Genomic DNA, 11,890 nt, shown 5'->3' with positions numbered 1-11,890 from the left:
CGCGGACAAGAGAGCTGAGCAGTTAGCTCAGGGGCAGCTAGGAGGACGGTTGCTCGCTTTGGTTGCACAAAAGAGTCCTCTGGGCATCCCCCTGTGCAGAGTGGGCAAGCCGCCAGGGTGAAGGAACGCCTTGACAGCTCCGGCAGGTTTCCTGGCCTAGGGAAAACCTTCTGCCGGGATGCCACCGATAGGCATGTCGGCGGCCATCTCTTGCTGCCTAGGTTGGATGACAACTGGCGGCAACCTCAATTACCGAATTCGATTCAGGACAAGGTACCTTATGGCCATTGAAACTCAAACCCTAGGCTATGCCCGCATGGGCAAGCGCCGCGAGCTGAAGAAAGCCCTGGAGGCCTTTTGGGGCGGCACCCTGGAGGCGGAAGCCTTGTTGGCGACGCTGCAGGATCTGGAGAGTCAGGCCTGGCGAACCCAGCGACAGGCCAACCTCGACCACATTGCCGTAGGAGATCAAACCCTCTACGACCACGTTTTGGACTGGGCCACCTGGCTGGGGCTGATTCCCTCCCGGTTTCAGAGCTTATCAGGCCTGGAGCGCTACTTTGCCATGGCGCGGGGGCAGGAGGGGCTGCCGGCCTTGGAAATGACCAAGTGGTTTGACACCAACTACCACTACCTGGTGCCGGAAATTGAGGCCGACGCGATCCCTCAGGCCCATTTCGACGACTTCCTGGCCACGGTGCGACGGGCGCAAGGGATCCTAGGAAACCGCACCAGCCCCGTCCTCCTCAGTCCGGTTACCCTTCTTGCTCTAAGCCAGCGCTCTGGCGAGTTGCGGGGGGATCTGGAGAAGCTGCTTCCTCTCTACAGAGAACTCTTGCAGGAGCTGCAGCGCCTGGGGATCCGGGAAGTGCAAGTCCATGAGCCCATCTTGGTGACCAGCGAAGGCAAAAGTCTTCAGGAAGCGGTGGAGCAGACCTACCGCTGGCTTGCAAGCGTGGGGATCCCTCTCCACCTGGTTACCTACTTTGACGACTTGGGGGAGACTTACCCCTGGGCGGTGGAGCTTCCGGTAGCTGGCCTCAGCCTCGACTTCACCCGCGGCCACAACCTGGAACTGGTCAGAGCCCACGGCTTCCCCGCCGACAAGATCCTGGGGGCGGGGGTAGTGGACGGGCGCAACGTCTGGCAGATCCAGCCCAAAGCCGTTCTGGCCACTCTGCAAGAGCTGCAAGCCCTAGCCCCCAACCTGCGGGTGCAGCCTTCTTGCTCGCTCCAATTTGTGCCCCACGACGCTGCTCTGGAAACCCACCTGCCAGAGCCTTTGCGCAATGTTCTCAGCTTTGCCGAGCAGAAGCTGGCCGAGGTGGTTCTGCTGGCCCGCACCCTCAACGGCGAAGACACCGCCGCCCAGCAGCAGGAGCTGGAGCAGCAGTGGCAGGCCTTCCAGGACTTCAATCCCCCCAACTCTACAGTGCGCCAGGCCTTGGCCAACCTGACGGCGCAGGACTTCCAGCGCTCCCTTCCCTACGAGCAGCGTATAGGCCGGCAGGTCAAGCTGCCACCGCTGCCGACCACCACCATCGGCTCTTTTCCCCAAACCCCCGAAGTGCGGCAGTGGCGGGTCAAGTACAAAAAGGGCGAGATCTCCCAGGCCGAATACGAAGCTGCCATCGACGCCGAAATTGCCAAGTGCATCCGCATCCAAGAAGAAATTGGCCTGGATGTGCTGGTGCATGGTGAGTTCGAGCGCACCGACATGGTGGAATACTTCGCCCAACAACTGCAGGGCTTTGCCTTTACCGAGCACGGCTGGGTGCAGAGCTATGGCAGCCGCTGCGTGCGTCCCCCCATTCTCTACGGCGACGTGTCTCGCCCTCGCCCCATGACGGTGCGGGAGTTCAAGGTGGCCCAATCTCTGACTCAAAAGCCGGTCAAGGGGATGCTGACAGGGCCGGTAACCATGCTCAACTGGTCCTTCCCCCGCGTTGACGTTTCCCGTCGCGAGCAGGCCCTGCAAATTGCCCTGGCCCTGCGGGCAGAGGTGGCCGACTTGGAAGCTGCCGGAGCCGCGATGGTGCAGGTGGACGAGCCAGCGCTGCGAGAGGGGCTGCCCTTGAAAAAAGAGCGCTGGCCAGAATACTTAAGTTGGGCGGTGGAGGCCTTCCGCCTGACTACCGCTGGCGCCAAGCCCGAAACCCAGATCCACACCCACATGTGCTACTCGGAGTTCGGGGACATCATCGAGCACATCGAGCGTCTGGATGCCGACGTCCTCTCCATCGAAAACAGCCGCAGCAGCAACAAAACCTTGCTGCAGATTGCCCAAGCCGGCTATCGCCACCAGGTAGGCAACGGCGTTTACGACGTTCACAGCCCGGCGGTGCCCGACACCGAGCAGATTCTCCGGCAACTGCGCCTGGGAGTGGCCCACTTGCCGCTAGAGCAAACCTGGGTCAACCCCGACTGCGGCCTAAAAACCCGCCGCTGGGAGGAAGTGATCCCTGCCCTGAAAAACATGGTGGCAGCCACTCAGCGTCTAAGGGAGGAGCTCCAGGCCACCTAGCCCCCGGCAAGGTTGCTCAGGCCAGCGTCTCCTCCGCGGGCAACCGTGCGGCTACGACACTCCTAGGCCGCCTTGCGGCTGGCAAATAGGGCAAGATGAGAGTGGGGCTTTGCTCCGCTGGATCAACGGAGGCCAGAAGGGATCCCCGCTGTGTCTGTTGCCACCGCAGCAACAATCATCAATTGCCATCTCTAGCCATCTCAAGGTAGTTCTAATGAATCCAACACTCTGGGTTTTTTGGGGCCTAGTCCTGCTCCTAGCTATAGGATTGGGAGCCTACCTGTTGACCGCCCGCAAGTACCGCTCTCCTGAATCGGTAGCCCGCGCCTACGACGAATGGACGCGAGACGGGATCCTGGAGTTCTACTGGGGCGAGCATATTCACCTGGGCCACTACGGATCCCCGCCGCGGCGGAAGAACTTCATCCAGGCCAAGCACGACTTTGTCCACGAGATGGTGCGCTGGGGCGGGCTGGATCGGCTGCCGCCGGGGACGACGGTGTTGGATGTGGGCTGCGGCATTGGCGGTAGTTGTCGCATCTTGGCCCGCGACTATGGCTTTGTGGTGACCGGCATCACCATCAGCCCGCAGCAGGTGCAGCGGGCCCAGGAGCTCACCCCCCCCGATCTGCCCGTCCGGTTTCAGGTGGCCGACGCCCTCAACCTGCCCTTCCCCGACGCCAGCTTTGATGTGGTCTGGTCCATCGAGGCGGGGCCCCACATGCCGGACAAGGCTCGCTACGCCAGCGAGATGCTGCGGGTGCTCAAGCCAGGCGGCATCTTGGTGGTGGCGGACTGGAACCAGCGCGACGACCGTCAAAAGCCCCTCAACTTCTGGGAGCGGCTGGTGATGCGGCAGTTGTTGGATCAGTGGTCGCACCCCGCCTTTTCCAGCATCGAGGGGTTTGCCGAACAGTTGCAAGCCACGGGCCTGGTGGAAGGACAGGTGCAAACTGCCGACTGGACGCAAGAAACTCTTCCTTCTTGGCTGGATTCCATCTGGCAGGGGGTTGTCCGTCCCGAAGGGTTGCTGAAGTTTGGCTTGGTGGGCTTGATCAAGTCGCTGCGGGAGGTGCCCACTTTCTTGCTCATGCGCCTGGCCTTCGGCACTGGCCTCTGCCGCTTTGGCATGTTCCGAGCGGTGCGGGCCGCCACGCCGGCAAACTCCGCCCGCCCAGAAGTAGTTGCCCACAGCACTCAGCACTAGAAATGACAACCCTTGCTCCCACTCCGACTACCTTGGCAGCCGTTTACGACGTGATCATCGTCGGCGGCGGCATTGCGGGCTTGACCCTAGCTTGTGCCCTGCAGGGATCCGGCCTGCGCTTGGCCCTCATTGAGGCCCAGTCGGCTGAGGCAGTCAGGCAGCGCCCCTTGGCCTATGCCCTTTCGCCGTTGTCGATCCGCATCTTTCGGGCCATCGGGGTGTGGGAGGCGCTGGCTCCCCACATCACACCCTTTGCCCAGGTGATTCTGACCGACGCCGACGCTCCCCAGCGGGTGACGTTTAGGCCGGAGGATGTGGGGGAAACGGCAGTTTTCTACTGCGGCGAACATGCTCGGCTGCAGCAGGTGCTCCAGGAGCGGGTGGCTGCCGATCCCCAGATCACCTGCTACTACGAAGCCAGGGTGGAGAGCGTAACCTACGGGGAGGCTGCGGCTGAGGTAGAGCTGGAAACGACCCAAGGCCGCCGCCGGCTGGCCGCCTCCCTGGTGGTAGCCGCCGATGGCCTGCGCTCCCAAGTGCGCCAGCGGGCAGGGATCCCGAGCGACGGCTGGGACTACTGGCAGTCGTGTATCACCGCTCTGGTGGCCCCTGCCCAAGACCACCAAAACGTCGCCTACGAGCGCTTTTGGCCTGCCGGCCCCTTCGCCATCCTGCCCCTGCCCGGCAACCGCTGCCAGGTGGTCTGGATCCTGCCCCACGAGCAGGCCAAGGCCACGCTGGCCCTTTCCCAGGCCGACTTCTTGGCCGAGATGCAGCGCTACTACGGCGACCAGGGCGGCTACCTTACCTTGCTGAACCCGCCCCAAGTCTTCCCGGCCCGCCTGCGCCAGAGCCGCCGCTACTATCAGCACCGCCTGGCTTTGGTGGGGGACGCCGCTCACCACTGTCATCCCGTAGCTGGCCAAGGGCTGAACCTCGGCATCCGCGATGCCGCTGCCTTGGCCCAAGTGTTGCTGGACGCCTGGAGACGACAGGAGGATTTGGGAGAGGTCCAAGTCCTGCGGCGCTACGGTCGCCGTCGCCGCTGGGAAAACTGGGTGGTGTTGCTCTTTACGGATCTCCTCACCCGCACTTTCTCCAACTCCTACTGGCCCCTGGTGGTCTTGCGGCGCTTGGTTTTGATAGGGATGATACGCTTTCCGCCGCTGCGGCGCTTTTTGCTGCGCCTGATGACCGGGCTGTGGGGCAGCCCTCTCTACAGCCCCAGTTCCTCCTTGGCCTTCTGAGCTGCCCAAAGCACCTCCGCATCGGCGGCCTCTGACCAATCGGGATCGGCGATCTCGGCGTAGAACCTCTGGTCGTAGGAGCGGGTTTGCACCACCACCGGCATGGGCACGGCATGGCCGAGAACCAGGGCCTGCTGTTTGGAATCCAGCTTGGCCAGCACCGTTTTCAAGTTCTGGCTGCCGGCTACACCCGTGAACACAGCCTCGATATCTTGGTCATCGTTGAGAAGGGCCGTGATGCGGGTGCCCAACTGCGACATCACCTCGCGGTCGAGACTGGAAGGGCGCTGATCCACCACCAGCAGCGTCACAAAGTACTTGCGCATCTCGCGGGCGATGGTGCCGAAAATGGTCTGCTTGGCCGCCCGCGGATCCAGAAAGCGGTGCGCTTCCTCGATGGTGATGCACAGTTGCCGGGGCCGGTCGAGGGGATTTTTGGACTGCAAGTACCGCTCCGTCTGCTGCACATAGGCCTGGTGAATGCGGCGGGTGATGACGTTGGCCGCCAACATGTAGGAGAGCAGGTTGGACTGGGATCCGAACTCGATGACCACGTGAATGCCGCGGCTGAGGGCCTCCAGGATCTCGCCGATGTAGTTGTGGGGCAGGCTGTTGCGGATGTACTTGAGGTCGTCGAGACGGGTGAGCTTGCGCTGCAGGGCCAGGATCGAGGCCTTGTTGCCCATTTTTTGCTCGCAAAACTCCTGAATCTCGGCGTTGGAAAGGCTCAAAAGACGGCTGATCCAGTCGCGGCCAAACTCGTTGCGCAGGATAATGGCGTTTTCCAGACTGGCCTCGGAGAGGTTGAGCTCCTCTGCCAACAGCGCCAGATCCTCCACCTCGATCTGGTTGTAGGCAATAAACAGCTCGCGGGCATCCCGCACCCCTCGCCGCCGCGTGGAATCGGGATCCAAGGTATAGATTTGCACCTGGCCGGGGAAGAGCTGCCGCAGCCCCTTGACGGTGGTGGCCTGCCTATCCTCGCTGGCCGCCTCCCAGCCATACTCAGAGTGCATATCAAAAACCAGGTTTACCGCCGCCCGTTTGCGGATGATGCCCGCCAGGATCAGGCGGGCCAAAAAGGATTTGCCGGTACCGGACTTGCCGAAGATGCCGTTGCTGCGCTCCACCCAGCGATCCAGATCCAGACAAATGGGCACCGCCATGTCCAAGGGTTGGCCGATGGCGAAGTTGCGCCGAGTGGGGTCGTCTTCCCAGCCGAAGACGGTGCGAAAGTCCAGCTCCCGCGCCTCGTACACCTGGGAAAAGTGGGCCGGCACCGTTTTCACCGGCAACAGCTCCATCGCCTCGGCAGCAGGAGGGGCTGAGCCGCAGTCGTCTGGCCGCTTGGGATCGATGAGGGGATACAGCCTCTCTGCTTCCGTCTGCCGCGGCACCAGCATCAGCATGGGCGTGAGGGCGATAACCCCGTAGGTGCCGGTACCCGCCAGCACCTCCTGCAGCAGGGTCTCTTCCGGGCGGGGGGGATTGACCAAGATCTGCGGGTTGCTGGTTGCTAAGGTAACGTCGGTGAGCAGGCCGAAGAAGCGGTGGCGCTCCCCCTGGATCACCACAAACTTGCCCACCCGCAGGTCTTCTACCGAGACACCGGGGTTGAGGCGAGCTTCCAAGCCCCGACTCAGGGATCCCTGGATGACGGTGGCTAGCGGTTGGGGAGCGGTCATGGCGGTGAGACTAGTTGCCCGCCTGAGCGCGGGCGCTGCTGCGGGGGGCCCCATCTTGGACGATCCAAGTGCGGACGATCTCCACCTCCTCCGGCGTCCAAAAGCCCAGACGAGAGAGGGGCAGCCCGCGGGCCTGGAGGTAGGCGATCTCCGGGGATCCGCCGCGGGCCTGAGGGCGGTTGGGGTTGTTGGCGTTGAGGATGGTGGCGTGGCGGCGCGTCCAGCGGGGATCGATCAACTCGCTGTTGGGATCCCCTGGCTTGACGTAGGCCAGAACCGCCTCGTAGCTGTCCAGCAACTGGGTGCGCTGTCGCCCTGCCGGCTGGTGGCAGCCGACACAACTGGCCTCCAGCAACGGCTTGATGTCCCGCTCGTAGGTAAACTGCGGCTCGGTGCGAAAGCGCAGTTGCATGGTCTGCTCCAGCGGCAGCCCCTCCTGCGGCGCGATCGTGAGGGTGTAGTCGGTGCTAAAGCGCAAGGGATCCCGAGGTTTAAGCAACAACTCGTCTCCCTGCACGTCGAAAATGACCGCTGCCGGCGGCTCCAACTGAACCGCCAGCCGTTGTAGATTGGGATCCAGCGGCCGATCGAATTGCAGCCGTAGAACCCCGTCCACAAAAACATCCTGCTGCTCGGGGGCTGGCTGAGAGGAGACCCACTGCAGCGGCGCATTCGATTGCGACTCAACCTGCAGATGAGGCTGAACGGCCCAGAACACCACTGCCAACACCACCAGCCCCACCCAAATTCGCCAGCGTCGCCACCGACGGGCCAGGTTCTGTGCAGTTGGAGTGTACATTGCCGCCGCCCTCATGAACTTTAACTTTTGTCAGAATAACGAAGCCCTCTGCGCTTCAGCCATCAATTGATACCTATTGATACAGATGATACAGACAGATAGGGATCCTCAACGAATACGAGGATCCCTTGTCCGCCTAAAAACAGAGTGACGATGGAGGGAAAGAAGCATCTCGCTCTTCCCTAACCATCGAGGGCTTTACCCAAGCTGAAACGCTGTTATCAGCAGAGAGAACCTCGACAAGGCAGGCGACAGGAAATCAGTCGATGCGCTCTAGCTTGATGTTGTGGTGGCCCAACTTGATCTCGAACTGATCCCCCGGCTTGAGGCCCATCTTCTTGGTGTAGGCAGCTCCGATGAGGAGGTTGCCATTCTTGTGAACCGAAATCCGGTAAGTCGGAGCCCGACCGCGGGAACCGTTCTCATCACTAGCATCGAGATCCACACCGACTGCCTTCAGCAAGGCATTGTTGAACTGCATCAGATTCACTCGCTCCTGACCATTCTTGGTATAGGTGACGTAGCCACAGGCGCGAGCTTTTTCCTTGCGATCCGCATTTCCCATCGAAGTTACCTTGTCGAGGAGCTCTTGGCCAGTGAGTGGTTTTGGTTTACCGGTCGTAGTCATATCAAGATGGCTCAAGGACAACAGTTAGTGTAGCCAAAAACAAATAGCGATTGCAATAAGTTGCCTTCAACTCTTTCTTATTAGAGGAGACAAGTTCGGCAAGCGGAATGGGATCTGAAGAGGCGAGTGCGCAAAACAGCAGTAGCGAATTCCCCCTGCGGGACAGAACCTGTAGAGTCGAGGTCGGACTTGCGAAAGAGGGGTTCTCCCCAGGCAAGCCCTAGGCTCGCAAGTGCTGTTCTCGGCGGGATCGGCGGCCTGAGCCCTAGCACTTTGGGCGAGGGATTCCTGTTGTGTTGCTGGCAAAGGCAGGGAAACTGGAAACAGGGCTGTTTGAGTATTCGCTGATATGGATCCCTTTTGGTCGGGGCGGCGTCTGCTGGTTGGGGTGAGCGGGGGAATTGCTGCCTACAAAACTGCGGTTTTGGTGTCTGCTCTGGCCCAGCAGGGGGCAGAGGTGAGGGTGGTTTTGACGCAAGCTGCACAACAGTTTATCTCCCCGCTGACGTTTGCCACTGTGTCCCGTCAGCCGGCTTTTACAGATGCCGAGTTCTGGCAAGCTGCGCGGGGACGGCCGCTGCACATCGAGCTAGGGGAATGGGCCGAGGCTCTCCTGATTGCGCCGCTTTCGGCCAACACCTTGGGCAAGCTGGCCCAGGGGCTGGCGGACAATTTGCTCACCAACGTGGTTTTGGCCTCCCACTGTCCGGTGGCCTTGGCGCCGGCCATGAATACCCACATGTGGAAGGCTGAAGCAGTGGCCGAGAATTGGCAGCGGCTGCAACGGGATCCCCGCTTCTGGGCCTTGCCCACGGCCAGGGGCCGCCTGGCCTGCGATGCGGTGGGGGAAGGGCGCCTGCTGGAGCCAGAGGCGCTGCAGGAGTATGTGCGGGCTCTGCTCTGGACAGGGGGGCAAAAAGACTGGCAAGGGAAGCGGGTGTTGGTGACGGCAGGAGGCACCCGCGAGCCCATCGACGCGGTGCGCTTTATCGGCAACCCGGCCAGTGGGCGGATGGGGGTGGCGCTGGCGGTGGCCGCCGCCTGTCGGGGGGCCGAAGTCACGCTGGTGCATGGGCCGCTGGGGATCCCCTTTGATCCAGCACCCTTCGCCATTCGGGCCATCCCGGTGGAGACAGCAGCCCAACTGGAGCAGGTTTTGCGGGCGGAGTTTCCCCAGGTGGACGTGCTCTGGATGGCAGCGGCAGTGGGGGATGTGCGGCCCACGCAGACCTATGCGGGCAAGCTGGCCAAGGCCGAGCTGCCCCTGCTGCTGCCCTTGGAGCCTGTCCCCGATTTGGTGGCAGCCCTAGCCCGTCACCGACGTCCCGGCCAGCTTCTTATCGGCTTTGCTGCCCAGAGCGGGGATCCTCTCCCCCCGGCCAAGGAGAAGCTGCAGCAGAAAGGGCTGGACGCCATTGTGGCCAACCCCATCGACCAGCCGGAGAGCGGCTTTGGCAGCAGCCACAACCAAGGCTACTGGATCCCGCGGCAGGGCAACCCGGAACTGCTCCCGTTGGCCACCAAATCGATCCTGGCTCACCGGCTGCTGGATCTGGCCCTGCGCCTAGGCTGACTTGGATAGCCGGCCAAAATCAGGTACCTTTGAGGCTAAGCGCAGAGGGATCCGATGGCGATCATTGTCTTGAGAGCCTGGTATTTGGATTCGGTGTTGTCTGCCTCCCAAGTGCAACAGCGAGCCCCTGACTTGCGCCTAAGCCGTACCGGCCTCCTGAAAACGGCGATGCGAGCCGATTTCCTCGACGATGTGGAGCAGGTGAAGGCCTCTGTCTGGTGGCAGCGCTACTTGGAAGGGGAGCTGGTGGAGTTTTACATCGAGGGCAGCGGCGCCTACAGCATCTCCAACCTCGATTTAATCAGCCGCGAGATCTACTTCAATAAGCGGGCTGCCCTAAGCATCACGGAGCCGGCCATCTACTTCTGTGGCCAATCAGATTACCCCGACTCCAGCGCCACGCTGCACCAGGCGTTGCAGACGGTGGTGGAGGCCATTAACCGCCATCATCAGCCGGTTCTTCCGCTACAACTGCAGGGATCCCCAGAGACACCCCTCATCGACGCAGCGCTGATTCGCAAGCTCAAGCAGGCGTTGCTGGTGGTGGCCGATGTCACCCCTGTGCAGGTCAATGGCCGGGGGCGGCCTCTGCCCAGCCCACAGGTCTGTCTGGAGCTGGGCTATGCCCTGCAATCGAAGCGCCCCGAGCAACTGCTGCTGGTGCAACTGCCCCGCCACGGCATCGAGGGATCCTTTCCCTTTGAGGTGGAAGGCAGCAGCTTTTTGAAAATCGGCGATCCGCAGCACCTGGTGGATCAACTGGGAGCCGAGCTCCTCCGCCTGCTGCAGCGCCATCGAGTCATCTCCCTCTAATGGCAGTACCTACTCAAGCCTCCCTGGCAGCAGCTAGACTGCTTTGGAAGGCCGCTGCTGCCGCCGCCACACTTCTGAAACTATCTATCAGCCTCTATTCCCCGGAACTATGACTCTGGCCGATGCAAATTCTCTGGTTTCCTCAGTTCGCCCTGCAGCAGGCTGGCAGAGAGCGCTGAACGGCTTGATGTTCCTGCTGCTGCTGGGGGTTCCCCTCTCGTGGACAGGCCACTTGCAGGGCTGGGATCCCAATCTGGTCTTCCTTTGTGCGGCCTTGGCGGTGGTGGCCTTGGCGAAGTTTATGGGTCAAGCCACCGAGGAGATCGCTGCCTTGACCGGGCCGACGATCGGGGGACTGATCAACGCCACCTTTGGCAACGCCACCGAGCTAATCATTGGCCTGGTGGCGCTGCAGGCGGGACTGGTGGAGGTGGTGAAAGCCTCCATCACCGGCTCGATCATCAGCAACCTGCTGCTGGTGGCCGGGCTGGCCATGTTTTTGGGCGGCATTAAGTTTCGCGAGCAGAGCTTTCGGCCCGAAGTGGCGCGTATGAACGCCTCGGTAATGAACCTGGCGGTGGTGGCCCTGATCTTGCCCAGCGTGGTCACCTATGCCGACGCCAACTTGGGCGCGCTCTCCATCCAAGAGCTCTCTACAGCGGTGGCTTTGGTGCTGATCGGGGTTTATGGCCTTACCTTGCTGTTTTCCCTCAAAACCCACAGCTACCTTTACACCATTCACGAGGCAGAGGCGGCAGAACATGAAGCCGCTGCCCGTCTCGCCCCCAATCCGGTTTTGCAGGCAGAGGGATCCATTCCCCAAGTGTTGACGGCCCCGCCCGAGCGGGCCGGTTTGGGGTTTTGGCTGTTGGCCCTCTTGGGGTTGACGGTGTTGGTGGCGCTGGAGTCGGAACTGTTGGTGAGCACCCTGGAGCATACTCTGGAGCACTTGCACATTACCTCGCTGTTCATGGGGGTGATTTTGCTGCCGATCATCGGCAATGCGGCCGAACATGCGACGGCAATCACGGTGGCCATGAAAGACAAGATGGATCTCTCCTTCTCAGTATCTCTGGGCTCGACGATGCAAATTGCCCTGTTCGTGGCGCCTCTGTTGGTGCTGGCCGGGAACGTGCTGGGCCAGCCGATGAACTTTAACTTCGGCACAGTGGAGCTGGTGGCCATTGCCGTCTCGGTGTTGCTGGTCAACTCCGTCAGCAGCGACGGTCGCTCCAACTGGCTGGAGGGGCTGTTGCTCTTGGCCACCTATGCCATTCTCGGCATTGCTTTTTTCTTTTTGGAGTGAGGTTGTTCAAGTACTGATACATTTACGCTGAACACTGCTGAGCATTACTGCTCAGCGGTGAAGCGATAGCATTCTGTCCGTTTCCGTTGTCACTACGCGACGCTGACG

At 61.6% G+C, this 11,890-nt stretch carries 9 protein-coding genes; 6 read left to right on the top strand and 3 right to left on the bottom strand.

Features of this window, described 5'->3' with window-relative positions:
• Window positions 1-280: 280 nt before the first annotated feature.
• The 3 genes from metE to ACVWXC_RS06950 all read left to right on the top strand — a co-directional run bounded on the left by metE (window position 281) and on the right by ACVWXC_RS06950 (window position 4,978).
• Window positions 281-2,524, top strand: coding sequence for a 5-methyltetrahydropteroyltriglutamate--homocysteine S-methyltransferase (gene metE / locus ACVWXC_RS06960; protein WP_099812596.1), 2,244 nt, complete (start codon window positions 281-283; stop codon window positions 2,522-2,524).
• A 214-nt stretch (window positions 2,525-2,738) separates the two neighbouring features.
• Window positions 2,739-3,731: a methyltransferase domain-containing protein gene (locus ACVWXC_RS06955; protein ID WP_011429086.1), complete on the top strand. Its 993-nt coding sequence runs from the start codon at window positions 2,739-2,741 to the stop codon at window positions 3,729-3,731.
• Window positions 3,732-3,733: 2 nt separating this feature from the next.
• Complete coding sequence (locus tag ACVWXC_RS06950) at window positions 3,734-4,978, top strand: FAD-dependent hydroxylase (protein WP_457391798.1); 1,245 nt, start codon at window positions 3,734-3,736, stop codon at window positions 4,976-4,978.
• Here the strand turns inward: ACVWXC_RS06950 and ACVWXC_RS06945 are convergent.
• The 3 genes from ACVWXC_RS06945 to ACVWXC_RS06935 all read right to left on the bottom strand — a co-directional run bounded on the left by ACVWXC_RS06945 (window position 4,948) and on the right by ACVWXC_RS06935 (window position 8,090).
• Window positions 4,948-6,663, bottom strand: a complete 1,716-nt coding sequence (locus ACVWXC_RS06945; RefSeq protein ID WP_041438042.1) for a helicase HerA domain-containing protein — start codon at window positions 6,661-6,663, stop codon at window positions 4,948-4,950. The genes ACVWXC_RS06950 and ACVWXC_RS06945 overlap by 31 nt on opposite strands.
• Window positions 6,664-6,673: 10 nt before the next feature.
• Window positions 6,674-7,462, bottom strand: coding sequence for an Ig-like domain-containing protein (locus ACVWXC_RS06940; RefSeq protein WP_457391796.1), 789 nt, complete (start codon window positions 7,460-7,462; stop codon window positions 6,674-6,676).
• Between the two features lie 259 nt (window positions 7,463-7,721).
• Complete coding sequence (locus tag ACVWXC_RS06935) at window positions 7,722-8,090, bottom strand: AbrB family transcriptional regulator (protein ID WP_457391794.1); 369 nt, start codon at window positions 8,088-8,090, stop codon at window positions 7,722-7,724.
• A gap of 349 nt (window positions 8,091-8,439) precedes the next feature.
• Here ACVWXC_RS06935 and coaBC point away from each other — a divergent pair, with 349 nt between their 5' ends.
• The 3 genes from coaBC (at window position 8,440) to cax (ending at window position 11,782) form a co-directional block, all read left to right on the top strand.
• Window positions 8,440-9,663 (top strand): bifunctional phosphopantothenoylcysteine decarboxylase/phosphopantothenate--cysteine ligase CoaBC, encoded by a 1,224-nt coding sequence (gene coaBC / locus ACVWXC_RS06930; protein WP_457391792.1) that lies wholly within the window; start codon window positions 8,440-8,442, stop codon window positions 9,661-9,663.
• A gap of 54 nt (window positions 9,664-9,717) precedes the next feature.
• Window positions 9,718-10,476 (top strand): hypothetical protein, encoded by a 759-nt coding sequence (locus ACVWXC_RS06925; protein ID WP_011429080.1) that lies wholly within the window; start codon window positions 9,718-9,720, stop codon window positions 10,474-10,476.
• Between the two features lie 187 nt (window positions 10,477-10,663).
• Entirely contained in the window at window positions 10,664-11,782 is a 1,119-nt protein-coding gene (gene cax / locus ACVWXC_RS06920) for a calcium/proton exchanger (RefSeq protein WP_011429079.1), read from the top strand.
• The last annotated feature ends 108 nt before the right edge of the window (window positions 11,783-11,890 follow it).

The sequence above is a fragment of the Thermostichus sp. OS-CIW-20 genome, from assembly GCF_054061455.1.
The sequence above is the reverse complement of the archived record's forward strand: the minus strand, read 5'-3'. Positions and strand labels throughout refer to the sequence as shown.